Annotated in this window: 27 protein-coding genes and 1 pseudogene; 21 read left to right on the plus strand and 7 right to left on the minus strand. The window is 68.2% G+C overall.

All coding sequences use genetic code 11. From position 1 onward, the window contains the following. Positions 1 to 5 precede the first annotated feature (5 nt). Entirely contained in the window at positions 6 to 758 is a 753-nt protein-coding gene (locus AC1DGE_RS15520) for a FadR/GntR family transcriptional regulator (protein WP_476917754.1), read from the minus strand. 72 nt (positions 759 to 830) lie between these two features. Continuing rightward, on the minus strand, positions 831 to 2,576 hold the full coding sequence (locus AC1DGE_RS15525) for an L-lactate permease (protein WP_476893174.1): 1,746 nt from the start codon (positions 2,574 to 2,576) through the stop codon (positions 831 to 833). Between the two features lie 188 nt (positions 2,577 to 2,764). Between AC1DGE_RS15525 and AC1DGE_RS15530 the strand changes: the two genes are divergently transcribed. The 5 genes from AC1DGE_RS15530 (at position 2,765) to AC1DGE_RS15550 (ending at position 6,691) form a co-directional block, all read left to right on the plus strand. Continuing rightward, the gene (locus AC1DGE_RS15530) at positions 2,765 to 3,568 is read left to right on the plus strand and encodes a (Fe-S)-binding protein (protein ID WP_476893173.1); all 804 of its coding nucleotides are present in this window, start codon (positions 2,765 to 2,767) and stop codon (positions 3,566 to 3,568) included. Further along, complete coding sequence (locus AC1DGE_RS15535) at positions 3,565 to 5,115, plus strand: LutB/LldF family L-lactate oxidation iron-sulfur protein (RefSeq protein ID WP_476917755.1); 1,551 nt, start codon at positions 3,565 to 3,567, stop codon at positions 5,113 to 5,115. Before AC1DGE_RS15530 ends, AC1DGE_RS15535 begins: the two co-directional genes overlap by 4 nt. Continuing rightward, positions 5,112 to 5,747: a LutC/YkgG family protein gene (locus AC1DGE_RS15540; RefSeq protein WP_476917756.1), complete on the plus strand. Its 636-nt coding sequence runs from the start codon at positions 5,112 to 5,114 to the stop codon at positions 5,745 to 5,747. Before AC1DGE_RS15535 ends, AC1DGE_RS15540 begins: the two co-directional genes overlap by 4 nt. A 40-nt stretch (positions 5,748 to 5,787) precedes the next feature. Next, positions 5,788 to 6,078 (plus strand): hypothetical protein, encoded by a 291-nt coding sequence (locus AC1DGE_RS15545; protein WP_476917757.1) that lies wholly within the window; start codon positions 5,788 to 5,790, stop codon positions 6,076 to 6,078. Between the two features lie 112 nt (positions 6,079 to 6,190). Further along, the gene (locus AC1DGE_RS15550; protein WP_476917758.1) at positions 6,191 to 6,691 is read left to right on the plus strand and encodes a GyrI-like domain-containing protein; all 501 of its coding nucleotides are present in this window, start codon (positions 6,191 to 6,193) and stop codon (positions 6,689 to 6,691) included. Between the two features lie 19 nt (positions 6,692 to 6,710). Here AC1DGE_RS15550 and AC1DGE_RS15555 read toward each other — a convergent pair whose 3' ends face one another. Next, on the minus strand, positions 6,711 to 7,058 hold the full coding sequence (locus AC1DGE_RS15555; RefSeq protein ID WP_476917759.1) for a hypothetical protein: 348 nt from the start codon (positions 7,056 to 7,058) through the stop codon (positions 6,711 to 6,713). A gap of 141 nt (positions 7,059 to 7,199) precedes the next feature. On the opposite strand from AC1DGE_RS15555, the gene AC1DGE_RS15560 reads away from it, so the two are divergent. Both AC1DGE_RS15560 and AC1DGE_RS15565 read left to right on the plus strand, forming a co-directional pair. Then, on the plus strand, positions 7,200 to 7,502 hold the full coding sequence (locus AC1DGE_RS15560; protein ID WP_056741192.1) for a DUF4193 domain-containing protein: 303 nt from the start codon (positions 7,200 to 7,202) through the stop codon (positions 7,500 to 7,502). A gap of 269 nt (positions 7,503 to 7,771) precedes the next feature. Further along, on the plus strand, positions 7,772 to 8,332 hold the full coding sequence (locus tag AC1DGE_RS15565; RefSeq protein ID WP_476917760.1) for an AMIN-like domain-containing (lipo)protein: 561 nt from the start codon (positions 7,772 to 7,774) through the stop codon (positions 8,330 to 8,332). 41 nt (positions 8,333 to 8,373) lie between these two features. On the opposite strand, the gene AC1DGE_RS15570 is transcribed toward AC1DGE_RS15565, so the two are convergent. The 4 genes from AC1DGE_RS15570 to AC1DGE_RS15585 are packed head-to-tail and all read right to left on the minus strand — an operon-like array spanning position 8,374 to position 11,594. After that, the gene (locus AC1DGE_RS15570) at positions 8,374 to 8,763 is read right to left on the minus strand and encodes a flagellar assembly protein FliW (RefSeq protein ID WP_476893167.1); all 390 of its coding nucleotides are present in this window, start codon (positions 8,761 to 8,763) and stop codon (positions 8,374 to 8,376) included. Further along, positions 8,760 to 9,683 carry a flagellar hook-associated protein FlgL gene (flgL, locus tag AC1DGE_RS15575; protein ID WP_476893166.1) on the minus strand — a complete coding sequence of 308 codons (924 nt, stop codon included), beginning with the start codon at positions 9,681 to 9,683 and terminating at the stop codon, positions 8,760 to 8,762. The genes AC1DGE_RS15570 and flgL overlap by 4 nt, the downstream gene beginning before the upstream one ends. Positions 9,684 to 9,685: 2 nt before the next feature. Continuing rightward, the gene (gene flgK, locus AC1DGE_RS15580) at positions 9,686 to 11,098 is read right to left on the minus strand and encodes a flagellar hook-associated protein FlgK (protein ID WP_476917761.1); all 1,413 of its coding nucleotides are present in this window, start codon (positions 11,096 to 11,098) and stop codon (positions 9,686 to 9,688) included. A 10-nt stretch (positions 11,099 to 11,108) separates the two neighbouring features. Beyond that, complete coding sequence (locus AC1DGE_RS15585; RefSeq protein WP_441418211.1) at positions 11,109 to 11,594, minus strand: flagellar protein FlgN; 486 nt, start codon at positions 11,592 to 11,594, stop codon at positions 11,109 to 11,111. A 294-nt stretch (positions 11,595 to 11,888) separates the two neighbouring features. Here AC1DGE_RS15585 and AC1DGE_RS15590 point away from each other — a divergent pair, with 294 nt between their 5' ends. The 14 genes and pseudogenes from AC1DGE_RS15590 to AC1DGE_RS15655 form a co-directional block, all read left to right on the plus strand. Beyond that, positions 11,889 to 12,761 (plus strand): flagellin N-terminal helical domain-containing protein, encoded by an 873-nt coding sequence (locus tag AC1DGE_RS15590; protein WP_476917762.1) that lies wholly within the window; start codon positions 11,889 to 11,891, stop codon positions 12,759 to 12,761. 177 nt (positions 12,762 to 12,938) lie between these two features. Next, positions 12,939 to 14,267 carry a flagellar filament capping protein FliD gene (fliD, locus tag AC1DGE_RS15595; protein WP_476917763.1) on the plus strand — a complete coding sequence of 443 codons (1,329 nt, stop codon included), beginning with the start codon at positions 12,939 to 12,941 and terminating at the stop codon, positions 14,265 to 14,267. Next, complete coding sequence (gene fliS, locus AC1DGE_RS15600) at positions 14,267 to 14,800, plus strand: flagellar export chaperone FliS (RefSeq protein WP_476917764.1); 534 nt, start codon at positions 14,267 to 14,269, stop codon at positions 14,798 to 14,800. The genes fliD and fliS overlap by 1 nt, the downstream gene beginning before the upstream one ends. Then, complete coding sequence (locus tag AC1DGE_RS15605) at positions 14,793 to 15,182, plus strand: hypothetical protein (protein ID WP_476909079.1); 390 nt, start codon at positions 14,793 to 14,795, stop codon at positions 15,180 to 15,182. Before fliS ends, AC1DGE_RS15605 begins: the two co-directional genes overlap by 8 nt. Before the next feature lie 155 nt (positions 15,183 to 15,337). Next, positions 15,338 to 15,679, plus strand: coding sequence for a flagellar basal body rod protein FlgB (locus tag AC1DGE_RS15610; RefSeq protein ID WP_441418216.1), 342 nt, complete (start codon positions 15,338 to 15,340; stop codon positions 15,677 to 15,679). Beyond that, positions 15,679 to 16,071, plus strand: coding sequence for a flagellar basal body rod protein FlgC (locus tag AC1DGE_RS15615; RefSeq protein WP_441418217.1), 393 nt, complete (start codon positions 15,679 to 15,681; stop codon positions 16,069 to 16,071). The genes AC1DGE_RS15610 and AC1DGE_RS15615 overlap by 1 nt, the downstream gene beginning before the upstream one ends. Then, complete coding sequence (fliE, locus tag AC1DGE_RS15620) at positions 16,071 to 16,376, plus strand: flagellar hook-basal body complex protein FliE (RefSeq protein ID WP_441418218.1); 306 nt, start codon at positions 16,071 to 16,073, stop codon at positions 16,374 to 16,376. Before AC1DGE_RS15615 ends, fliE begins: the two co-directional genes overlap by 1 nt. Then, positions 16,376 to 17,986 carry a flagellar basal-body MS-ring/collar protein FliF gene (fliF, locus tag AC1DGE_RS15625; RefSeq protein WP_476909081.1) on the plus strand — a complete coding sequence of 537 codons (1,611 nt, stop codon included), beginning with the start codon at positions 16,376 to 16,378 and terminating at the stop codon, positions 17,984 to 17,986. Before fliE ends, fliF begins: the two co-directional genes overlap by 1 nt. Continuing rightward, on the plus strand, positions 17,983 to 18,999 hold the full coding sequence (gene fliG / locus AC1DGE_RS15630) for a flagellar motor switch protein FliG (protein ID WP_476917765.1): 1,017 nt from the start codon (positions 17,983 to 17,985) through the stop codon (positions 18,997 to 18,999). Before fliF ends, fliG begins: the two co-directional genes overlap by 4 nt. Then, positions 18,989 to 19,669 carry a FliH/SctL family protein gene (locus AC1DGE_RS15635; RefSeq protein ID WP_476917766.1) on the plus strand — a complete coding sequence of 227 codons (681 nt, stop codon included), beginning with the start codon at positions 18,989 to 18,991 and terminating at the stop codon, positions 19,667 to 19,669. Before fliG ends, AC1DGE_RS15635 begins: the two co-directional genes overlap by 11 nt. Continuing rightward, complete coding sequence (locus tag AC1DGE_RS15640) at positions 19,666 to 20,994, plus strand: FliI/YscN family ATPase (RefSeq protein ID WP_476917767.1); 1,329 nt, start codon at positions 19,666 to 19,668, stop codon at positions 20,992 to 20,994. The genes AC1DGE_RS15635 and AC1DGE_RS15640 overlap by 4 nt, the downstream gene beginning before the upstream one ends. After that, positions 20,991 to 21,425 carry a flagellar FliJ family protein gene (locus AC1DGE_RS15645; RefSeq protein WP_441418223.1) on the plus strand — a complete coding sequence of 145 codons (435 nt, stop codon included), beginning with the start codon at positions 20,991 to 20,993 and terminating at the stop codon, positions 21,423 to 21,425. The genes AC1DGE_RS15640 and AC1DGE_RS15645 overlap by 4 nt, the downstream gene beginning before the upstream one ends. Continuing rightward, on the plus strand, positions 21,422 to 22,114 hold the full coding sequence (locus AC1DGE_RS15650; RefSeq protein ID WP_476917768.1) for a C40 family peptidase: 693 nt from the start codon (positions 21,422 to 21,424) through the stop codon (positions 22,112 to 22,114). The genes AC1DGE_RS15645 and AC1DGE_RS15650 overlap by 4 nt, the downstream gene beginning before the upstream one ends. Beyond that, positions 22,111 to 22,852: pseudogene (locus tag AC1DGE_RS15655) on the plus strand (hypothetical protein); the annotation flags it as partial. The gene AC1DGE_RS15650 and the pseudogene AC1DGE_RS15655, both read left to right, overlap by 4 nt.

A 22,852-nucleotide genomic window follows, 5' to 3' on the forward strand; every position in this document is an offset into this window, starting at 1 on the left:
AGGTGTTACGGGGTGGGAGGGGATTGCGGCGGGGTGGCTTCCTGCGCCCGAAGGTAGAACCACTCGATGTGTTCGCGCAGCAGGCGGCCCGCAAGCTCGCCGTCGCGCGCCCGGACGGCATCGAAGATGCCGTGGTGCTGGCTCCGTAGCTCGCAGAGGACATCCGGCCAGGACTCCATCGCGTCCATGGCGCCCTTGACGTAGCCGACGATGGAGCCGCTGAGGGACTCCATCATGGTGGCGACGACGGCGTTCCCGGCGAGCGAGCTCAGCGCGACATGGAACCGGGCATCCAGTTCGTGGAAGGTCGCCCGGTCAATCCCTGGATTGTCCATGGCGTCCAGCAGCGCGGCAGCCTGCTCCAGCTCTTCCTCCGTGCCGCCGCGGGCAGCCCCGGCCTGGGCCGACCAGGTCTCGAGCAGGATGCGGGTCTGCACGATGTCCTCGACGGGCAGCCGATTGCTGGCCACATGCAGGCGCAGGGCGGAGGACAGGCCCGCGGACGGATCGGAGATAACGATGGCCCCGGAGGTTGGCCCGGAGCCGACGGAGCTGCGCAGCACGCCCATGGCGTCCAGGATCCGGATGGCTTCGCGGACCGAGGCCCGGGAGATCCCGTAGCTTTCCGCCAGGGTCCGCTCGCCCGGAAGGCGGTCGCCGAGCTTGATCTTGCCGGAGCGCAGATCGGCCTCGATGTCCTGCAGGAGCGCGTCATGGGTACGACGGCGGGGGGCTGCTCCTGCTTCGGCGGCTGTCACGGGCTTTTCCTTCCGGGCGGGAGTGCGGGCCGTGGCGCGGCCCGCACTCTTGAGTGCGTGGGGGGCTGGCGGCTAAGGCAGCATCCAGCCCAGGACGGGGGTGGACTGCAGGAAGGCAAGGGTGCACAGGACCAGCAGGAGAGCCACGCTCCACCCGACCACCTTACGCAGGATCACCGACTCCTGGCCGTCAAGGTTGACGGCTGTCGCCGCGATGGCGAGGTTTTGCGGACTGATCAGCTTGCCCACGACGCCGCCGGAGGTGTTGGCGGCCACCAGCAGGTTCGGATCGATGCCCGCCTTCAGGCCCGCGGTCTGCTGCAGCTTGGCGAACAGCGCGTTGGCGGAGGTGTCCGAGCCGGTCACGGCGGTGCCCAGCCAGCCGAGCACGGGCGAGAGGAAGGCGAAGAAGCTGCCGGTGCCGGCCAGCCAGGTTCCGATCGAGACCGTCTGGCCGGAGTTGTTCATGACGTACGCCAGGGCGAGCACCGTGATGATGGTCAGCCCTGCCCAACGCATCTTGAAGATGGTCCGTCCGATCTCCCGGACCGCGTCGCCGACCGAAAGGCGGAAGCGGCCGCCGTCGTCGTACTTGGAGTAAACCAGCGCCACCAGCAGCCCGGTGATCAGCAGCAGCGTGCCCGGGCTGGACAGCCACTGGAAGGTGTACACGGTGGAGGAGACCGGCTTGCCCTCGGCGTTGACCAGGGCGTCGTGCAGGATCGGCCAGGGAATCTTGATGTCCGTGGCGGCGAGGAACGCGGGCAGGTCGACCCCGAGCTTCCAGAGCTTGGCGATGCCGAACACGACGATCACGAGGAAGTACGGAAAGAGGGCCAGCCACGTGCGCGTCGGGGTAAGGCCGCCGTCCGTGGCCTTTTCGGCGGTCACGACGCCGGCCTTGCCGGCATCCTGCGAGCCGCTGCTCCGGGCGGCGGTGCCGCGGGCAACAGCGTCGGCGGCAACGCCAAGGCGCTCGCGGGCGGCCGCGCTGCCCTTCGGCTTCCACATCCGGAAGAACACCACGGCGGCGCCGAGGCCGACCAGCGAGGCCAGGATGTCGGTGAGTTCGTAGGAGAAGAAGTTGGAGCACAGGAACTGGGCGACGGCGAAGGAGCCGCCGACCACCAGCGCGGCGGGCCAGCAGTCCTTCAGGCCGCGGCGGCCGTCGATGATGAAGAGCAGGATCAGCGGCACGAAGGTGGCCAGCAGGGGAGCCTGGCGGCCCACGATGGAGGCGATGTCGGTCGCGTGCAGGCCGGTCAGTCCGGCGGCGGTCGTAATCGGGATGGCCATCGCGCCGAACGCGACCGGTGCGGTGTTTGCCACCAGCACGGCGGCGGCAGCACGCAGCGGCGGGAGACCCAGGGCCAGCAGCATGGTGGCGGTGATCGCCACCGGGGCGCCGAAGCCGGCGAGGGCCTCAAGCAGGCCGCCGAAGCAGAAGGCCACCAGAACGGCCTGCAGGCGCACGTCGCCGCCGCCGATCACGTCGAAGACGCGGCGCAGGTCCTCGAACCGGCCGCTGAGGACGGTCACCTGGTAAAGCCAGACGGCCATAACGACGATCCAGAGCACCGGGAAGGCGCCGAAGACCCCGCCCTGGGTGGCCGAAAGGATCGCCAGGCCGGCCGGCATGTGGAAGGCGGCGATGCCGACCACGAGGGCGGCCAGCAGGGCGAAGGCACCGGCCACGTGGGCCTTGGTCTTCACAACGGCCAGCAGGATGAAGAAGGTGAGCAGCGGCAGTAAGCCAACGATGGCCGACCAGGCCACGCTGTTCAGCACCGGGTCGGTGGTGGGGGTGAAGTGGTCCACGGAAGTTCCTCTGCGTTGAGAGACGACGAGTTCTTTGGTCAGACCACTGTGGTCGGACCATGAGAGTGTAGCGCAGATCTCATTCGGCGTGTGAGGGGGTTCACTTCCCTGTTCAGGTTGGGAGTGGCGGGCATCACGTGCTTTACTATGGTCAGACCACACACGTCGGCGCTGCTCGAAAGGCTGTCATGAGAATCGCTTTGTTCGCCACCTGCATCGTCGATGCGATGTATCCGCGCACCGCGCAGGCCACCGTGAGCATCCTGGAACGGCTGGGGCACGAGGTCGTGTTCCCGTCCGGCCAGGCCTGCTGCGGGCAGATGCACGTCAACAGCGGCTACCTCCAGGAAGCCGTCCCGGTCGTCGCCAACCACGTGCGCGCCTTCGACACCGGGGACTACGACGTCGCCGTCGCGCCGTCCGGGTCGTGCGTCGCCTCGGTCAAGCACCAGCACCCGATGGTGGCCCGCTCCTGCGGCGACAGCGCGCTGGAAGCCAGGGCTGCCGCCGTCGGCGCCAGGACCTACGAGCTCTCCGAGCTGCTGGTGGACGTGCTGGGCGTGACCGACGCCGGCGCCCAGCTGGGCTCCTACTTCCCGCACCGGGTCACCTACCACCCGAGCTGCCACGGTATGCGCCTGCTCCGCCTCGGCGACCGCCAGGCCCGGCTGCTGCGCAGCGTCCAGGGAATCGAGCTGGCCGAGCTGCCCGAAGCCGACCAGTGCTGCGGCTTCGGCGGCACCTTCTCGATGAAAAACGCCGACGTGTCCTCGGCCATGCTCGAGGACAAGACCGCCAACGTCCGCTCCACCGGCGCCGAGCTGTGCACGGGCGGGGACGCCTCCTGCCTGATGCACATCGGCGGCGGCCTGTCCCGGCAGGGCAGCGACGTGACCACCCTGCACCTGGCCGAAATCCTCGCCAGCACCGCGGAAGCGCCGGCGTCCGTCACCGGCGAGGTACGCGTTTCCACCGGAAAGGCAACACGATGAGCACCTTCCTGGGCATGCCCTCCCTTCCCGTCTTCGGCACGGGTAACCTGCATGCCGCCGAATCGTTCCCGACGGCGGCGCACCGCGAGCTGGGCAACGCCCAGCTGCGCGCCAACCTCGGCCACGCCACCCACACCATTCGCGACAAGCGTCTCCAGGTCGTCTCCGAACTGCCCGACTGGGAACAGCTGCGCGACGCCGGATCCGCCATCAAGGAATCCGTGATGGCCCGGCTCCCCGAACTCCTCGAACAGTTCGAGCAGCACTTCACCGCCCGGGGCGGAGTCATCCACTGGGCGCGCGACGCCGACGAGGCTAACGAAATCGTCGCGGGACTGATCCGGGACACCGGCGAAACAGAAGTGGTCAAGGTCAAGTCCATGGCCACCCAGGAGATCGGGCTCAACGAATACCTCGAACAGCAGGGGATCACGGCGTTCGAAACGGACCTGGCCGAGCTGATCGTGCAGCTGGACCACGACAAGCCCAGCCACATCCTGGTCCCCGCCATCCACAAGAACCGCACCGAAATCCGCGACATCTTCGTGCGCGAAATGCCCGGCGCGGACCCGGAGCTGACCGATAACCCCGCGGTGCTGGCCATGGCGGCCCGCGCGCACCTGCGCCGCAAGTTCCTCACGGCCAAGGTGGCCGTGTCCGGGGCCAACTTCGCGCTCGCCGATTCCGGCACCCTGGCCGTCGTCGAATCCGAGGGCAACGGCCGGATGTGCCTGACGCTGCCGGAGACCCTGATCACCGTGATGGGCGTGGAAAAACTGCTGCCGAGCTGGCAGGACCTCGAGGTGTTCATGCAGCTGCTCCCGCGCTCCTCCACCGGGGAACGGATGAACCCCTACACCTCGTTGTGGACCGGGGTCACCGAGGGGGACGGGCCGCAAAACGTGCACCTGGTGCTGCTCGACAACGGACGCAGCGCCGCGCTCGCGGACGAGCTTGGCCGCTCCGCACTGCACTGCATCCGTTGCAGCGCGTGCATGAACGTCTGCCCGGTGTACGAGCGGACCGGCGGCCACGCCTACGGCTCCACCTACCCCGGTCCGATCGGCGCCATCCTTTCCCCGCTGCTGACCGGCATCGAGTCGGAGGAAAACAGCTCCCTGCCCTACGCTTCCTCACTGTGCGGCGCCTGCTACGACGCCTGCCCGGTGAAGATCAACATTCCGGACATCCTGGTGCACCTGCGCAGCGTGGACGTGGACAGCAAGCGCGGAAAGAAGAAGCTGCCCAGCCAGATGGACGTCGGCATGAAGGCCGCATCCTGGGCGCTGTCCTCGGGGAAGCGGCTCGGGCTGCTCGAAAAGGGCCTTCCCGTGGGCCGCCTGGTGGCCGGTCCGGACAAAAAGATCACCAAGCTGCCCGGCATCGCCGCCGGCTGGACCCAAAGCCGCGACATCCCGGCGCCGCCGCAGAGATCCTTCCGCGACTGGTGGGCCAAGGAACACCACGGCCCGGAATCCGGCGGCACCCCCGCGGATACCCACAACAACGCCCAGGACAACGCCCAGGACAAGGAAGACGGAGCATGAGCGCGCGCGAAGATATCCTCGGCCGGATCCGTTCCGCGCTGCGGGACGCACCCGTAGCACCGCAGATTCCGCGGGAATACCGCGCATCATCCGAGCTGGATCAGGATGCGCTGATCCATCTGCTGGTGGATCGTTTGGTCGACTACAAAGCCCGGGTGTGCGTGGTGGACGCGGCCGAGGTGCCTGTGCGGATCGCCGAGCTGCTCGCGGACGCCCGCAGCTACGTCGTGCCGGCGGGGCTCGACGCCCGCTGGACCGCCGGCATCGGCTCCGCCCGCGGCGGCGATCGCCGCCGCGTGGATTCCGTCTCTGAGCCGCTGACCGTTGCCGAGCTGGACGCCACCGACGCCGTCGTGACTGCCAGCGCCGTCGCCGTCGCCGAAACGGGGACGATCATCCTGGACGGGAGTCCCAACCAGGGCCGCCGCGCCATCAGCCTCGTCCCGGACCACCACATCTGCGTCGTGAACGCCGCCGACATCGCCGGCATCCTCCCCGAGGCGCTGCGGCGGATCGACGGCACCCGGCCGCTCACCATGATCAGTGGACCGAGCGCCACCAGCGACATCGAACTTGAACGCGTCGAAGGGGTCCACGGTCCGCGCACGCTCGACGTGATCATCGCGCGGTAGTCGCGGCGGTCCTGACCAACGCCGCAGGAAGGAAGCGTCCGTGGCCTATTACTGCCATCACGTCTGGCACGACCTGGTCGGCCTCGTCGTGGAGGTCCGCAGGGAAGGCGCGGTGGTCCGCGAAGGACTCGTCGACGCCGCCATGGCGGATTCCTCCGCCCTCTGGATCGCCGCCGACGGATTCCAGGACCGGGTGCTGATCGAAGCCGCAGAGGGCTATGAGGTGTGGCTTGAACCCCGTCGGCTGGACGGCAAGTCCGCTTATCGGCTGGCTCAGAGCTGGCCGGCTCCCCGGAGGCCCGGAATGGCATCTTCCTTGGTGGGGAAGTAGCCGAAGAGGACCTGCCGGGGCTGCCCTCGAATCCACTTTCTGCCAAACGCGACGACCGCCGGCGGGACGTTCGGCCCTTGACCGTCCCAAGGTCGCGGCGAAGTGTAGGCCTATGACTGATTCACATCCGGAACTGACGCCGGACATCAAGTCCACCGACCTCGAGGAAAAGCCGACGGCGGTGCTGCGCGAGACCGTGCCCATGAATGCGCTGCGCGAATTCTTCGACCGCGCCTACCGTTCCGTAATGACGGCCGTGCAGCAGCAAAACGTCCAGCTGGCCGGGCCGCCGTTTGCCCTGTATCGCGGCATGCCCACGGACGTCGTCGACGTCGAGGCAGGCTTTCCGCTGGCCGCGCCGTATCCGGGCGGGGGAGCCCAAGCGGAAGAGTCCGGCGTGACGGCGGGCTCGCTGCCTGCCGGGCGGGCGCTCGAGGCGATGCACGTGGGGCCATACGAGACCTTGCCGGAGACCTACAATGCCGTGATGGCCAGGATGCAGGCGGAAGGCCTCACTCCGGGCGACGCCATGTGGGAGTACTACCTCAGCGACCCCGCCACGGAACCGGATCCGGCGGTTTGGAAAACCCTCATCGTCTGGCCGGTGGCCTGAGCCTGGACGCAAACCGGCGCTAATCGGCGTCGATCTCTTCGAGGAGCTTCCGGGCTGCTTCGGCGATATCGTCGTGGCCGTGTTGCGCGGCCCGGCTCTCCAACGAAATGACGGCGCAGCGGTGGACTTTCTTGAAGTCGCCGAAGGGAAAGGTCACGCTGCCCTTGGTTCCCTCGGAAGCGTCCGGGTCCACCCCCAGATGCCAGTGGGAGAACTCCGCGAATCCGTTCTTTTCAATGAACTTGTTCTCCTGCTCGGCTGACGGTGCGTGCTCGCTCCAGTCGTCCCGGGTGTCCTGCTGGACCTTCCCGTCTTTGACCAGTCGGCGGGCGAKGGTGAGCGCTTGTTTGTTCAGTTTCGTAGCCATCATTGCCTCCAGATTGACCCTGTCCGGCGACGCTTAATGTCGCTTTCACCACACTATTCTTCATCTCCAAGGATGATGCCCTAAACTGCTTCACTGAGGTGCCTGAAATGGCGCTGCGCAGCAACGAAAGTGAACCCCGCTATGGCTACCGATTACGACGCCCCACGCAAGACAGAAGAAGAGTCTCCCGCTGAATCGCTGGAGGCCCTTCAGGCATCCCGTGGCGGCGGTGCCCAGACTGCTGTTATCGACGTCGACGAGAACGACACCGCTGAAGGCATCGACCTTCCCGGCGCCGACCTCTCCGGCGAAGAACTGACCGTCATTGTTGTTCCCGAGCAGTCCGACGAATTCACCTGTTCCTCCTGCTTCCTGGTCCGCCACCGGTCCCAGGTGGCCAAGGAAAAGAACGGCCTGAAGTACTGCCGCGACTGCGAAGGCTAAAGCCCTCCCGCCCGGACCCCCGGGCTCGTTTCGAGAATTTTGATTTACCCAAAGCAAAGCGCCGGACGCCCGCCAGGGCCCGGCGCTTTGCCGTACCCGCCCGCTGCCGAACCCAACTGACTCGCAGCAGGTGTCGTTTTGAACCCTCAAAACGACACCTGCTGCCAGTTAGTTGGGGCTAACGACCTCTCGTCAACCCAGACGGGCGGTTCTACTCTTGAGGTATCCGGGTGAGGTGGATGTCCGGATGATTCGAGGGGGCGGCTGTCGTGACAAAATCCCGAGCGAACAGGCTCACCGTCTGGCTGGTGGCTTTGCTGACGGCGGCCGGGCTGGGGCTCCTGGCGCCCGGGCCGGCCGCGGCGTCACCCTATTGCGGACTCGTGTGGGGATCGCTCGCCAAGGCCGACGCCGCCATGAGCCAGGCGAAGGTGGTCAACGTCCGGACTGGCCAGCACTACTGCTTCGACCGCCTCGTCATCGACCTCAACGGACCGGCAGCCGGCTACTCGGTGCGGTATGTGCCCCAGGTGGTGCAGGACGGTTCCGGCCTGCCGATCCCGCTGCGCGGCCAGGCCTTCATCCAGCTCACCGCCAACGCGCCGGCCTACGACGGGGGCGGGAAAGCCACCTACAACCCGGCCAATAAGGCCGAGCTGAGCAATGTTGCCGGTTACCAGACCTTCCGGCAGGTGGCCTGGGCAGGAAGCTTCGAGGGATATACCAGCTTGGGACTGGGGGTCCGCGCGCGGCTGCCCTTCCGGGTTTTCACCTTGGCCGGGCCTGGCTCGGGCTCCCGCTTGGTCATCGACGTGGCGCACTTCTGGTGACCAGGCTCTGCTGAGCCTGTGGCGCCCGACGGCGGTATCGGCTACAGCGCCCCGAGCTCCGCCCGAAGCGGGTACTCCTTGCCGTCCAGCACGAGCTGGGTGCAACGCCCGCTGGCCGGGTTGAACACGATCGGTGCCATCAGGTTCACCGTGGTGGACGCGGGGGAGTGGTTGACCACCACCAGCACCCGGGGCGAATCGCCGTCGGCAAGCTCCAGGGCTTCCAGCGCGGCGGCCGGAAGCGGCGGCGTATAGCCGGGGACGAAGACTGCGGCGTCCGCAAGGAACAGCCGCACCGGCGTGGAGCCGGATTCGAGGGCGAACAGGCCAGGGGCGCTGTCGATGTTCCGCAGGGCGAAGTCGTGTACCTTCTCCAACCCCGGCATCGGGGCAGTGAAGGTCACCGGGGTGCTGCTGAGGACGGAGTTCATCGCAGGAAGTCCATCAAGGTGGGCTGCAGGACCTTCGCCGTGGCGGCCAAGGCCACCTGGTAGTTGGTCTCCTGTAGCTTCAGGTCCATGATCACGCTGCCGAGGTCAGCTTTTTCGATGCCGGTCCGCTGGGCGTCCAAGGAAGCCTCCAATTCGGTGTTGACGTTTCCGGCACGTTCCAGCTGTGCCTGCCGTGTTCCAATTTCAGCACGGCCGTTGACGATGTTCTTGAAGGCGGTGTCGACGGCGGCCACCCGCGGGTCGATATCGGTGCCGGTCCGCAGGTCGGCCGCCAGCTTGCCCACGATGTCGAAGACGGAACCGGTGCCGTTGCCGAAGATCGTGGCGCCGTCGGCGTCAACCCGGACGGTCTGGGTGGCGCTGATCCGCCGCTCGACCGCGCTGGCACCCGTGCCGTTAAAAGTCGGCGGCGTGCCGGTGTCACTGGGAATACTGGGGTTGCGTGGCGTGCCGGTGGTGAAGGCGCCAGCGGCGTCCGAGTTGCCGGCGAAGATGTTCCGGCCCAGATGCTGGGAGTTCGCGATCGAAATCAGGTCCGTCTTCAGCGACTCCAGCTCGGCGGCGATCGCGTCCTTGCCGGACTGGTTCAGGGAGCCGTTGCCGGCCATCACGGTGAGGTCCTTGACCCGGCGCATCACGTTGGTGGCCTGCTCCAGCGCAGAATCCGCAGCGGTCAGCCAGGTGTTGCCGTCGTCAATGTTCCGGCCGTACTGGGCATTGGCCGCCTGAAGGGACCGCGTCGCCAAAGCCTGGGCCGTAGCGGCAGGGTCATCCGAGGGGCGGGAGATTTTGTTCAGCGAGGTGGCTTTTTCCTGCAGCTCGGCCAGCTTTGCCTGCTGGAACTGCAGCGTCCGCTGGGCGCTCGCATTCATGGTCAGGTTTGTTACCCGGTTCAGCATGATTACCTTCCTACCAGTCCGGTGCGGTTGATCAGGACGTCCAGGGCTTCGTCGACGGCGGTCATCACGCGGGCCGCCGCCTGGTAGGCGTGCTGGTTGGAGAGCAGGTTGACGTTTTCTTCGTCCAGGCTCACCGACGCCTGCGAGGCGCGGCTGGTCGCCGCGGACGCCTGGGCCGCGGTGGTCAGGGACTCGCGCTGCTGTGCGCCGCGGGACTCGACGCCGATCCCGGTGACGATGCCGGACCACAGCTTGTCCGGTGAGGCCGGTCCGGTACCAAGCTGGGAAATCTGGTCCGCGATGCTGGTGTCCAGCGCGCCCTTGTTCGGGGCCTTGAGCGCGATGTTGTCGGTGCTGGCGGGGGTTTTGAGCCCGAGAGCAGCAGGCCCGGTGGGGCTGACCGTGAAAAAGTCGACGTTGGTGGCGCCGGTTCCGGTTTGGCCGGAGCGGTGCACGGTGTTGACGGTCTGGGCGAGGGAGCTGGCGAGCTTGTTGTAAGACTCAGCTGCCTCGGCGATGACGCCGCCGTTGCCGCCGGCAGCCGGGGCCAGCACCGAGAGGGCTCCGGCGATTTCACCGCCGTCGGAGGAAGCCACTCCCGCCGGGTTCTTCCAGAGCAGTTGCACGGTGGATCCGAGGGCATCCCCGGCCTGGCTGCCGGAGAGTTCCAGTTCCCGCACGGAGGTGCCCATTACGAGGGCATTGCCGCCGACATGGACGTCCACTGTGCCATCCGGCTGTTCGCGCACGGTGCCGCCGGCAAGCCGGGAAATGGTTTCGGTGAGTTTGGCGCGGGCGTCGATGAGTTCGTTCGCGGATCCGCCAGACGCCAGGGTGGAGCGGATGGTGGCGTTGTAGGCGGCCACCTGGTTGGCGGCGGCATTGACGACGCTGACGGCGTCGGCAGCCTGCGCGCGGACACTGCTCCACTGCCCTTGAAGGGCCTGGTAGGCGGAGGAAATCTTGGTCGTGAGGGAGTTGGCGGCGTTCAGCAGCAGACCCTTGGGGCCGTCCTCGCCAGGCTGGTTCGCGGCACCCTGCCACGCGGACCAGAACCCCTGGAGGGCGGCGGAGATGCCGTTGTCGCCGGGTTCCTGCAGGGTGGCCTCGATGCCTTGCAGGGCCGAGGAACGTATCCCGGCGTAGCCAGCCTGCGCACTGGCGGAGCGGACGCCGGCATCGAGGACGCTGCTGCCAAGCCGCGCGATGGCGTCAACCGAAACGCCCTGGCCCACCTGGACCGTGCCGCCGCTGAAGAGTCCGCGGGCCGGCGCGGCCAGAGCGGACTGCTCGACGCGCTGGCGGGTGTATCCCTCGGTGGCGGCGTTGGCGATGTTCTGGCCGGCAACGTTCATGCCCTGCTGGGCAGCAGTCAGCCCGCGGTAGGCGGTATTCAGGGCGCCGAAGGTGCTCATGGTCGCTTCCTTAGAATTGCTTGTCGAAGATGCGGGAGCCGGCGGATTCCCCGGTCTTGCCGTGGGCGTCGTACGTGCCGGGAGTGGCCGGCCGCAGATCGGCGAGGGACTCCTGGGTGGAGCGGACCGCGGTGCGCAAGTACTGCTCATTCGCATCGCGCAGTTCCTTGATCAGGGCAGTCTGGCGGGTCAGGGCTGCGAGATGCGCACTGAGCACCTCGGCCCAGGCGCCCTCCGGGGCCGCCTCAGCAAGCTCGCCGAGCGTGGCGTCGGTGGGCAGTCCCCACATTTCGGCGACGACGGCGGCTTCGATGGTGCGCGCCAGGCTTGCCTGGGAGAGGTGCCCCAGGACCTGCTCCACTTCCCGGGTGCCGTGGGGCAGCCAGCGGGACTTGCCGGAGGTGAGCAGCAGCTGCTCCTCTTCCAGCTTGAAAGTCAGAACGTCCAGAAGTTCACGCTCCCGCCACAGCAGGGCAGAAAGTTCGTGGATGGCCATGGTCCGGACGGCTCCCTCAGGTGTATGGATAATGCGGGCGAGTAATGCATGAGTGCAGAGGCGTTGCTGCATCGTGCGGACGGTGCAGCCTTCTGCAGGGTTCGTACAAACTATCGGCAGGATTTGCGCACCCGTTAGCAGGAATAAGGCTGATAACACGCGGATTCTGACGGCCGGGAAATTCCGAAAAGAATTTTGGATTTCTCCTTACCTGTGCAACCCAAGTGGCGATAGCTACTGCTGAAGGCCCACGGACGGGCCATCGCTTACAGTCCCACTCACGGAGGAAATACCATGGGCTTCGTTATTAACAACAACCTCGCGGCTAACAACTCGTACCGCAACCTCAACTCCACCCAGAACGATCTCTCCAAGTCCCTGGAGAAGCTGTCCACCGGCCTGCGCATCAACCGCGCCGGCGATGACGCAGCAGGCCTGTCCATCTCCGAGGGCCTGAAGGCACAGGTCACCGGTTCGGCCCAGGCCGCCCGCAACGCCCAGGACGGCATCTCGGTCATCCAGACCGCTGAAGGCGCCCTGACCCAGGTTCACTCCATCCTGCAGCGCATGCGCGACCTCGCTGTCCAGGGCGCAAACGACACCAACAACGCGGATGCTCGTACCGCTATCAAGACTGAAGCTGACCAGCTCGGCGGGGAACTGTCCCGCATCTCCGAGTCGACCAACTTCGGCGGCATTAACCTCTTCCAGGCCGGTACGGTTGCCGGTCCCGCGACGCTGAAGATTCAGGTTGGCGCCGAAGGTGATGCCACCTCGCAGATCACGGTCAAGAACGCCGATCTCAAGACGGCTCTCACCGACGTCGTAACCCTTGTCGGTGGAACGGTTGGCACCGCTGCGGCTGGTTTCACGGTCACCGATGCGACTACGGCGCAGACGACCATCGAAAACATCGATAAGGCGATCAAGAACATCTCGACCTCCCGTGCGGACCTGGGTGCCTCTCAGAACCGTCTCGAGCACACCATCAAGTCGCTGAACGTTGCCGGTGAAAACCTGCAGGCCGCTCAGTCCCGCATCGCCGACGTCGACATGGCTCAGGAAATGGTTAAGTTCACCAAGGCAAACATCCTGTCCCAGGCCGGCACCGCAATGCTGGCCCAGGCCAACCAGTCCAGCCAGGGCGTTCTTTCGCTCCTGCGCTAGGCAAATCCGGCAGTTTAGCAGTAGGGCTGCCACCGGCGATCGGACGAAGAGACACCCCCGATCATCCAGCTGCGGAGGGGCCGGACGATGGCAAAACCATCGTCCGGCCCTTACGTGCAAGACCGATACTTCAGATACAGCAGCATTAATCATTCTTGACAGCAAGGAGAGGCAGCGATGGGAATCTCACTCGACGGACTGGCCAGCGGGCTCGATACCACCGCCCTCATCAGCTCCATCATGCAGTCGGAGGCCCTCCCGCAGACGCTGCTCAAGAACAAGTCCTACGACATCCAGTCCATGGTCTCCGCCCTCCAAGGGCTCAACGGCAAGGTTGCCGCGCTGGCAACCCAGGCCACAGCCGCCGCCAAGCCCGGCGCCTTGGACCTCTACGCCGCGACCACGAACAGCGACAAAGTCGTCGCCACCACCACCGCGGCCGCCAAAGCGGGATCCCTCGACTTCCAGGTCACCAAGTTGGCCCAGACCCAGGTCACCGTCACCCCCAAGGTGAATGCCGTGACCGGCTGGCCTTACAGCACCCTGACCATCAACAGCGGGGGCACGAACTACACCATCACGCCGGCCTCCAACAACCTGGACGACGTCGTGACCGCTGTCAACGCCGCCGGTGCCGGCGTCACCGCCAGCAAGGTCGACGTCGGCGGCGGAGACTTCCGCCTCCAGTTCACCGCGACGAAGTCCGGCGCAGCCGGCGCGTTCACCATCACGGACCCGGGAACCACCTTCACGGACGTCAAGACCGCCCAGGACGCAGAGATTTCGCTCTGGCCGGGCACCACCGCGGCGCAGCCCGTGACGTCCTCCACGAACACCTTTACGAATCTGCTGCCCGGCGTCTCCATCACCGCCAAAGACGTCACCACCACGCCCGTGACCCTCACGGTGTCCCGCGACAACGCCGGCATCACGAAGCTGGCCTCCGACCTGGTTGACGGAGTGAACGGCATTTTCTCACTGGTTGCCAGCAAGACCGCGGTCAGCACCACCACAAACACCAGCGGCACTAGCGTCTCCGCCGGAGTCTTCGCCGGCGACAGCACCGTGCGTTCCGTGAACCAGAGCATCCTCTCCGCCGCCTCGCTGCCCGTCGGCACCCCGCCGCGGTCGCCGTCGGAGATCGGCATCAGCATCACTAAGACAGGTTCGATGGAGTTCGACGCCACCAAGTTCGGCGCCGCCCTGGCCGCCGACCCGGCCGGCACCGCCGCCAAGGTGCAGGAACTTGCCGGCCGCATCGCGACCGCGGCTACCAACGCCTCGGACAAGTACACGGGCACGCTGACCACCAAGATCACCGGCCAGCAGTCCGAGGTCCGGGATCTGGCTGACCGGATCAGCGACTGGGATATGCGGCTCGCCTCCCGCAAGGCCACCCTGCAGCGCACCTACTCCGGCTTGGAAACCGCGCTGAGCAACATGAAGGCGCAGCAGTCCTGGCTCACCTCCCAGCTCGCGGGCCTCTCCGGCGGGAGCGCCCAGTAATGACCAGCACCCCCTACGGCTACGGCAATGGCTACGGCAGCGGCAGCGGCTTCGGCGGCGCGGCCCAGCGCAACCAGTACCTCGCGGATTCGGTCCTTTCCGCCCCGCCGGCACGCCTCCTCACCATGCTCTACGACCGGCTCCTGCTGGACCTCGGCCGCGCCGAGAGCGCCCAGCAGGCCGCCAACTGGCCGGTCGCCTCGGAGAACCTCCTGCACGGCCAGGCAATCATCGCCGAGCTGATCTCCTCGCTCAAGACGGATGCGTGGGACGGCGCGGACGGTCTCCTGGGCCTCTACAACTACGCCTTCACGGCGCTGGTCAACGCCAATATCCAGCGGGACGCGGCTTTGACCCGCGAAGCAATCGAGCTGCTGGAGCCCCTCCGCCAGGCCTGGCACGAGGCCGCCGCGGCCATCCCGGCAGCCCGGCCGGCCGGTCTGTCGGCGGCACCGGCCGCCACGCCCTTCGCTGCAGCCGGCGCCTGGAGCACGCAGCAGGGCGCCGCTGGCGGGAGCCTTGGTTTTGGCTGAGCCTGCCTACTGGGAGGACTACCCCCGCGCCGCGCAGTCCGCACCCGACCCGGCCCTCGCCGCGTGGATGCTGGTGCTGGACGTGCTGGAGATGGCCGTCGTCGCCGCGGAGAAGACGTTGAAGGATCCGCTCGGTCCCTTGTCCGCCCCGGAGCAGCCGGTGGCCGCTCTGCCGGTGGAGCGCTGGTCCCCGCCGACTCTTAGCGGCCCCTTGCCGCCCGAAGCGCGGCGCCGGGCCATGGCGTTGTCAGCAGCGCAGGAGCGCGTGGCCCGGCGTCTGGAAGCCGCGAAACAGGACGTGGCCAAGCAGCTGCAGGCCGTGAGTTCGGTGCCCGGCGTCGGCGATCCTGCCGGCGCGATTTACCTCGACGTGAACAGCTAAACCCGCCGTCGGCCGGTCAATTCAAAGAACCCGAATAAACCTTTCACATTTTCTCTAACGCGGCGCTGAAGAGTGCCGATAACCACAGTAAGAGCACGGATCGCTCGTTTAACGGCCACGGATCGGCCACCCCACAATTCCCCAGGCAGGACTCTGTGCTCGAATCCGTGACTTCCGCAGCCCTGGCCAGCGCCATGGACGGGCTGGCTCTGCGCCAACGCGCCATCGCGAACAACATCGCGAACGTCAACACCCCGAACTACCACGCCAAGCGCGTCAGCTTTGAAGCTGCCCTTGCCGCGTCCGTGCAGTCCGGGGACGGCCACGCCGAGGCCACGACGGCGACCTCGCTCGAGCCCACCCAGCTCAACGGCAACAACGTCAATCTGGACACGGAAACCCTTTCCAACATCGACACGGTGCTGCGCTTCCAGTTCGCCGCCCGCGCCATCGGTGGGGAATTCAGCGCCGTCCGCGCCGCTATGAGGACCAACTAATGACCTTCGACGCAATCGGCATCGCCGGCTCCGCCCTCACCGTGCACCGCAAGTGGCTCGACGCGGTTTCGGACAACCTGGCCAACATGAACGACGCCTCCGCCACGTCCGGACCGGCGTTCCGCGCCAAGTACGTTGAAGCAGCCGAAGGCGCCGACGGCACCGGCGTGTACGTCAAAAGCACCCAGCTGGGCGACGGCGCGGGCCGCATCGTCTACCAGCCGGACCACCCGCTCGCCGACGCCAACGGCAACGTGAAGTACCCGGACATCGACATGGCCGAGCAGATGGGCGCCCTGATCATCGCCCAGCGCGGCTACCAGGCCAACGCCCAGGTCGTGGACCGCGCCCGCGAGACCTATCTCGCCGCCCTTGAGATTGGAAGATCCTGATGCCTGTTTCCCCCATCGCGCCGGTCCAGGGCGTCCTGCCCACGGACTACCTCTCCGGTGCCGCCTCGGTGCCTGCAACGGACGGCTCCGGTTTTGCCTCTTCCCTCACCGGCGCCGTTGACAACCTCCAGCAGCTGCAGTCGACGTCGAAAGAGCTCGCCGTCTCCGCCGTGACCGGCAACCTCGACGACATCCACAACGCCACCATCGCCGCCAGCCGGGCACAGATCACCCTGGAACTCGTGGCCACGGTCCGGAACAAGGGCGTCGACGCGTTCAACGAGATCATGAGGATGCAGGCCTGATGCCTCCGCAGATCACTGTCTTCTTCCAGCGCTTCGGCGCCGGCCTCAAGAGCTTCACCACCGGCCAGCGCACGCTTGCCGTTATCGGCGCCGCACTGCTGATTGTTGGCGTTGTGGCGCTCTCCGCCTGGCTCACCCGGCCCACTCTGGCGCCGCTGTTCTCCGGCCTCAAGGACACGGATGCGAACGGCATCGTGGAGCAGCTGCGCAAGGACAACGTCCCCTACGAGCTCAGCGACGGCGGCTCCACCATCCTCGTGCCGCAGGACAAGGTCTACGACGAGCGCCTCAAAGCCGCCGCCGCCGGCCTTCCGACCGCCGCGGCCACCGGCTACTCGCTGCTGGACAAGATGGGCGTCACGTCCTCCGAGTTCCAGCAGTCCGTGACCTACAAGCGCGCCCTCGAAGGCGAACTGGCCAGCACCATCTCCGCCATGGACGGCGTGAAGACTGCCGCGGTCCGGCTCGCCATCCCGGAAAAGACCGTCTTCGTCTCGAAGACCCCGGACACCACGGCCTCGGTCTTCGTCGAGACCGCGCCCGGCGTGACCCTCTCCGGCGACAAGGTCCAGGCCATCGTGCACCTGACCTCCGCCGCGATCGAGAACCTCAAACCTGCCAACGTCTCCGTGGTGGACTCGCAGGGCAACGTCCTCTCCACGGTGGGCGGCGGGGCAGCGGGATCCTCCTCCAAGCAGGCCGCCGACTACCAGCAGCGCACCGGCGACGCCGTCCGCGCCGTCCTGGACCGCGTAGTGGGTCCCGGCAACTCCACCGTGGCGGTCGCGGCAGATGTCACCGGAGAATCCGCCCAGCAAAAGAGCGAAACCTTCTCCAACACCCCCGGCGCGCTGCCGCTGAGCGAATCCTCCAAGACGGAAAAGTACAGCGGAGGCGCGGGCGGTGCCGCCGGCGTCCTCGGACCGGACAACATCGCGGTCCCCGGCGGAACCAGCGGCAACGGCAGCTTCGACTCCACGACCGCGACCAAGAACAACGCCGTCAACAAGGTCACCGAGGACCGGGTCATCCCGCCGGGCGCCGTGAAGCGCCAGACCATTTCGGTGGCTGTCAGCCAGTCCGCCGCGGGCGGGCTGAACATCGGCTCACTCACCGCGCTGGTGACCTCCGCCGCCGGCGTCGACAAGGCCCGGGGCGACATCGTCACCGTCGAGGTGATCCCGTTCAGCACCGCGGCCGCGGATGCGGCCAACGCCTCCCTCGACGCGGCCAAGGCCGACCTCGAGGCCCAGAAGCAGCAGGCGTTCTTCGCAACCCTGGTCACGGCCGGCAGCATCCTGCTCGGACTGCTGATCCTGGCCCTGGTCGTCACCATCATCCTGCGCCGCCGCCAGAAGCGTGAGCCGGTGGACCTGGGCGAGCGCCTGGACCTGCTGCCGGCGATCCCCGCTGTGACGGCCATCGATCCGGCCCCCGCGACGTCGGCCATCCCGCTGACGGCCCTGCCGCTGCAGCCGCTGCCGGCGCCGCCCATGGAGGTGCTGGAAGCCGAACGCCGCATGCAGGAGATCGACAACATGGTCGCCGCCAACCCGGAGAAGGCAGCCGACTACCTCCGCAGCCTCATGGATGACAGGCAGCCCGCATGAAACTCGCCGAATCGACCCTCACCGGCACCCAGCGCGCCGCCGTCGTCCTGATGCAGATGAGTCCGCCCAACGCGGCCCGGGTGATGGCACAGTTGACGGACTCCGAGGCGGAGGAAATCGCCGTCGAGATTGTCCGCCTCCGCAAGGTGGATCCGGAGGTCGCCGAGCAGATCATGAAGGACTTCCACGAGGCTGCCCTGAGCAGCCCGCGGCAGGCCCGCGGCGGCCGTGAGCTCGCCGAGGGCCTGCTCGAGGCGTCCTTCGGCTCGGAAAAGGCCGCCGGCCTGATCAACCGGCTGACCGTCAACATGGCCGGCAAATCGTTTGAGTTCCTCGAAGACATCGAACCGGTGCAGATCCTCGCGCTGATCGACGGCGAACTTCCGCAGACCATCGCGCTGGTCCTGGCCCACCTGAGCCCGCGCAAGGCCTCGGCCGTGATGTCCGGGCTGCCCGGCTCGCTGCGGGCCGACGTCGCGCTCAGCATCGCCACCATGGGCTCGGGCGCGCCGGAAGCCATCGGCATCGTCGCGGACACCCTGAAGCTGCGCGGCGGCGCGGCCGTCTCGCAGCAGGCCTCCAAAGTGGTGGGCGGCATCCAGCCGCTGCTGGAAATCATCAACCGGACCGACGCCGGCACCGAACGCTCCGTCCTGGACGGGCTCGACCTGCTGGATCCGGACCTCGCCGTGGAAATCCGCGCCCAGATGGTGACCTTCGACGACATCGTCAAGCTGGAACGCCGCGACGTGCAGCTGGTGCTCCGCGGCCTGGACGCCTCCGTGCTCGCCGTGGCCATGAAGGGCGCCACCGAACCGGTGCTGGAAACCATCACCACCAACGTCTCCGGCCGCAACCTCGAAATCCTCGAATCCGAGATGGCGGCACTGGGACCGCTGCGCGCCTCGCAGATCGAGGAGGCGCGGGCCGCCGTCGTCCGCTCCATCCGCGAGCTCGAAGCCGAAGGCCAGATCACCATCCAGCGCGGGGACGAAGAAGACTATGTTTACTGACGGGTCGTTTACGGACGCCGGCTCCGCCGAAAGCGCCCCGGCCCGCATCGTCTTCCCCTCGCTGCGGTCCAGTGGACCGGCCAACGAGCAGGCCGGCTACACCGAGGGCCACGCCGCGGGCTACGCCGCGGGCGTCCGCGCCGCCGCCAAGGAACAGCGCCGCTGGCGCGACCGGATGGCTGCCGAGCAGGCCGCCTCGCTCGCCGCCGGGCAGCAGGACCTGGACCGTGCCGTCCGCGCCCTCGCCGTGGCCCGCACCGACTTCGCGCACCGCAACGTCCAGGCCCTGCACGACGCCGAAGAGGTCCTGGCCCGTACCGCGCTGGAACTGGCCGAGGCCGTCCTCGGCTACGAACTTGCCGAGGGCACCCGGACGGCCCGCGCCGCCCTGGACCGCGCCCTGTCCGGAAACGACGCCGCCACCGTGCTGGCCATCCGGCTGCACCCGGCCGACATCGAGGTGCTCGCCAAGGAAGGCCAGGACCTGCCGGCCGGCCTTCCGCTGCTCGCCGACGCGTCCCTGCAGCGCGGCGACGCGAAGGTGGAATACCAGCAGGGCTGGCTGGACGCCAGCCTGGGCAGCGCCCTGGCCCGTGCCAAGGCGGCCCTGATGGGAGACCAGCAGTGGCCCGCCGATGCCCCGGATTCGCTCCCCGGCGGGCAGCCATGATCGCCCAGTGGCGCCCCAAGGGCGACGACTTCGCGGCTGCCCTCGCCGCGGCCGCGCCGCAGCGCGTCGGCACCGTCACCTCCGTGATGGGCCTGGGCCTGGAAGTGTCCGGCCTGGACTGCGCCCTCGGTGACCTGGTCACCGTGGGGGAGAACCCCGGACTCGACGCCGAGGTCGTGGCGGCCCTGGACGGCTCCGTGCGCTGCATGCCGCTCGGGCGCCTCGCCGGCGTCGCCGCCGGAGACCCGGTCCGCGCCAAGGGCGGCACCGTGCTGGTCCCCACCGGTGCGGGGCTCTTCGGCCGCGTCATCGACGGCCTCGGCCGCCCGATCGACGGCAAGGGCCCGCTGCTCAGCGGACCGCGCGTGCCGATCGACAACGAGGCGCCGAACGCCATGAAACGCGCACGGATCGACACCGCGCTGCAGACCGGCGTCCGGGTGCTGGACACCATGACCACCCTGGGCAAGGGCCAGCGCATGGGCCTCTTCGCCGGCTCCGGCGTCGGCAAGTCTTCACTGCTGTCCATGATCGCCCGCGGCACCGACGCCGAAGTATCCGTGATCGCCCTCGTGGGGGAGCGCGGCCGCGAAGTCCGCGAATTCCTGGAGGACGACCTTGGCCCCGCCGGGCTGGCCCGCTCGGTCGTCGTCGTCGCAACCTCCGACGAGCCGGCGCTGATGCGCATGCGCGCCGCGTTCACCGCCACCCGGATCGCCGAATCCTTCCGGGACCAGGGCCAGGACGTTGTGCTCATGATGGATTCGCTAACCCGCGTGGCCATGGCCCAGCGCGAGATCGGCCTCTCCGCCGGCGAGCCCCCCGCTACCCGCGGCTACCCGCCGTCGACGTTCTCCGTCCTGGCCCGGCTGCTGGAGCGGGCCGGCACCGCCGAATCCGGCTCAGTGACCGGCATCTACACCGTGCTGGTGGACGGCGACGACCACAATGAACCCATCGCCGATGCCGCCCGGTCCATCCTCGACGGCCATGTGGTGCTGGACCGGAAGCTCGCCGTGACGGGACACTTCCCCTCGGTGGACGTGCTGGGTTCGGTCTCGCGCGTCGCCTCCAAGGTCAACGCCCGTCACCACCTCGACGCGGCCTCCACGCTGCGCAGGGTCCTCGCGGCCCGCAAGGCAGCCCAGGACCTGATCGACGTCGGCGCCTACCAGGCCGGGACCAACCCGCTGGTGGATGCCGCCCTGGCGCATGAGGACTCCGTCAGCGGCTTCCTGCAGCAGCCGATGGACGAGTCCACCCCCCACCCCGAGTCCTGGCGTCAGCTGGACCACCTCACTTCGATCCTGGGAGCCGCGGCATGAACCGGCAATTCTCGCTCGCGGGGCTGTTGCGCCTCCGCCAGATCCAGCAGGACCAGGCGGCGTCCGGGCTGGCCCGCGCCCGTTCCCGGTCCACTTCGGTCCGGGCCCGGGAAGCCTCGGCCCGCCGGCAGCTGTCCGCCACCGACGAGGACATCGTCAGCTCCGCGTCGCTGCGCGCCGTCGCGGCGTCCCGCGCGGCGTCCCACAGCATGCTGGCGGACCTGGAGAACCTGGCCCGCGCGGCCGAGACGGACGAGGCCGCGGCGCGCGAGGAATTCATCGCCGCCCGTACCCGGTCCGTCGGCCTGGAAAAGCTGCAGGCCCGCCACCACGCCGAAGTGAACACCGCGGAGTTGCGCGCCGAACAGTCCACCCTGGACGAGATTTCCTCGACGATCTGGCACCGGGACGAGCAGCAGGTGCGCTCATGAGCATGACCGAGGCGCTGGGCCGCATGCAGGGCATCCAGTCGATGATCGCTGAGCTCACCCGTCCCACCCAGACCGAAAGCACCGCCGCGGCGCTGAAGTCCGCCGCAGCCACGTCCCTCGCGACCGGGACCGGCACCGGCGACGCCGGCTCCTTCACGGAGGCGCTCACCGCGGCCCTCGGCGGAAGCGCAAGCGCCTCCGGAACGGATCCCTCATCCCTGGCCGGCGGCCTGGGCCTGGGCGGCACCGCGGGCATCGGCGCCTTCAAGGGGCTCACCGCACCGGCACCCGCTGTGCCGGTAGCTGCAGGCAGCGCGACCGGCACGGACGTGGTGGCCATGGCCAAGAAGTACATCGGGGTGCCCTACGTCTGGGGCGGCACCAACCCGGCCACCGGGATGGACTGCTCTGGCTTCACGCAGCGGGTCTTCAAGGACCTCGGCGTCGAGCTTCCGCGGGTCGTCAGCGACCAGATGAAGCAGGGAACCCCGGTGGCGTCCCTGGCCGAGGCCAAGCCCGGCGACCTGCTGATCAGTTTCGGCGGGAACCACATCTCCATCTACCTCGGCAACGGCAAAGCCATCGACGCGCCCGTGCCAGGCAAGACCATCCAGATCCGCGACGCCTGGGAGCAACAGTCCAACCTGACCTCCATCCGGCGGATCGTCCCGGCGGGAGGCGCCTCATGAAGGGCATGGCTTCGATGGACCTGGCGACTGCGCTCGCCGGGTCTCCGGTGCAGGCCCGCGGCGCCCAGCAAGGGAGCCGCGCGCGCACAGACAGTGGGGCGCCCGACGCCGGCGGCTTCGGGTCCGTGCTGAGCGACGCGGTGAGCCACGAGGCAGCTTCCGCTGCCCCGTCGTCCGTCGCGGCGCCCGGCGAGGCCACCGCTACGGCGCCCGGCACCGCCGCGGCGCCCGGCGAGGCCAAGACCTCGAAAGACGGGGCCCCGGCGGACGCCCCCGCCCAGGACGCAACTGCTGCCCCTGACGGCTCCGCCGCTGCGTCAGCGGCCGATGCCGGCATCCTGGCCGCTTCGGCCCAGTTCGCCGCAGCGATCCAGCCCGCCGCGGCCGCGGGGGAGACTACGGCCGCGACGGCGGAACCCGGCGGCATCGCCCCGCCGTCTGTGAGCCCAGCGGCAGCTTCCGGCCAGCTCTTTGTGGACCCGCGGCTGGCGCCCCCGACCGGCGCTGTGACAGCCCCGTCCGCGGGGGAGACTGCGGCGGCGCCCGCACCGGTCGTGGCGTCCGTTGCCGGCGGTGTCGCCCTGCGCCACGAACCGGCGAGCAACCCAGCAGCGGGCCCCGCAGCAGCCGGCCTCGCCACACCACCGCAACCTGGTGCGGCGCTTCCGGGCATCGTCCTTCCGGCCGCCGCGGCTCAGGCTGCCCTCCGCCCGGCGGGCGTCCCGGCGGGTGGCAAGC

Source organism: Arthrobacter sp. 05N425 (assembly GCF_056397125.1).

Excerpts from the sequence above, each read along its gene's own strand:
- AC1DGE_RS15530 (WP_476893173.1), top strand. The coding sequence starts at position 2,765 with ATGAGAATCGCTTTGTTCGCCACCTGCATCGTCGATGCGATGTATCCG.
- AC1DGE_RS15535 (WP_476917755.1), top strand. The coding sequence starts at position 3,565 with ATGAGCACCTTCCTGGGCATGCCCTCCCTTCCCGTCTTCGGCACGGGT.
- AC1DGE_RS15540 (WP_476917756.1), top strand. The coding sequence starts at position 5,112 with ATGAGCGCGCGCGAAGATATCCTCGGCCGGATCCGTTCCGCGCTGCGG.
- AC1DGE_RS15550 (WP_476917758.1), top strand. The coding sequence starts at position 6,191 with ATGACTGATTCACATCCGGAACTGACGCCGGACATCAAGTCCACCGAC.
- AC1DGE_RS15560 (WP_056741192.1), top strand. The coding sequence starts at position 7,200 with ATGGCTACCGATTACGACGCCCCACGCAAGACAGAAGAAGAGTCTCCC.
- AC1DGE_RS15570 (WP_476893167.1), bottom strand. The coding sequence starts at position 8,763 with ATGAACTCCGTCCTCAGCAGCACCCCGGTGACCTTCACTGCCCCGATG.
- flgL (WP_476893166.1), bottom strand. The coding sequence starts at position 9,683 with ATGCTGAACCGGGTAACAAACCTGACCATGAATGCGAGCGCCCAGCGG.
- flgK (WP_476917761.1), bottom strand. The coding sequence starts at position 11,098 with ATGAGCACCTTCGGCGCCCTGAATACCGCCTACCGCGGGCTGACTGCT.
- AC1DGE_RS15585 (WP_441418211.1), bottom strand. The coding sequence starts at position 11,594 with ATGGCCATCCACGAACTTTCTGCCCTGCTGTGGCGGGAGCGTGAACTT.
- AC1DGE_RS15590 (WP_476917762.1), top strand. The coding sequence starts at position 11,889 with ATGGGCTTCGTTATTAACAACAACCTCGCGGCTAACAACTCGTACCGC.
- fliD (WP_476917763.1), top strand. The coding sequence starts at position 12,939 with ATGGGAATCTCACTCGACGGACTGGCCAGCGGGCTCGATACCACCGCC.
- fliS (WP_476917764.1), top strand. The coding sequence starts at position 14,267 with ATGACCAGCACCCCCTACGGCTACGGCAATGGCTACGGCAGCGGCAGC.
- AC1DGE_RS15615 (WP_441418217.1), top strand. The coding sequence starts at position 15,679 with ATGACCTTCGACGCAATCGGCATCGCCGGCTCCGCCCTCACCGTGCAC.
- fliE (WP_441418218.1), top strand. The coding sequence starts at position 16,071 with ATGCCTGTTTCCCCCATCGCGCCGGTCCAGGGCGTCCTGCCCACGGAC.
- fliF (WP_476909081.1), top strand. The coding sequence starts at position 16,376 with ATGCCTCCGCAGATCACTGTCTTCTTCCAGCGCTTCGGCGCCGGCCTC.
- fliG (WP_476917765.1), top strand. The coding sequence starts at position 17,983 with ATGAAACTCGCCGAATCGACCCTCACCGGCACCCAGCGCGCCGCCGTC.
- AC1DGE_RS15635 (WP_476917766.1), top strand. The coding sequence starts at position 18,989 with ATGTTTACTGACGGGTCGTTTACGGACGCCGGCTCCGCCGAAAGCGCC.
- AC1DGE_RS15640 (WP_476917767.1), top strand. The coding sequence starts at position 19,666 with ATGATCGCCCAGTGGCGCCCCAAGGGCGACGACTTCGCGGCTGCCCTC.
- AC1DGE_RS15645 (WP_441418223.1), top strand. The coding sequence starts at position 20,991 with ATGAACCGGCAATTCTCGCTCGCGGGGCTGTTGCGCCTCCGCCAGATC.
- AC1DGE_RS15650 (WP_476917768.1), top strand. The coding sequence starts at position 21,422 with ATGAGCATGACCGAGGCGCTGGGCCGCATGCAGGGCATCCAGTCGATG.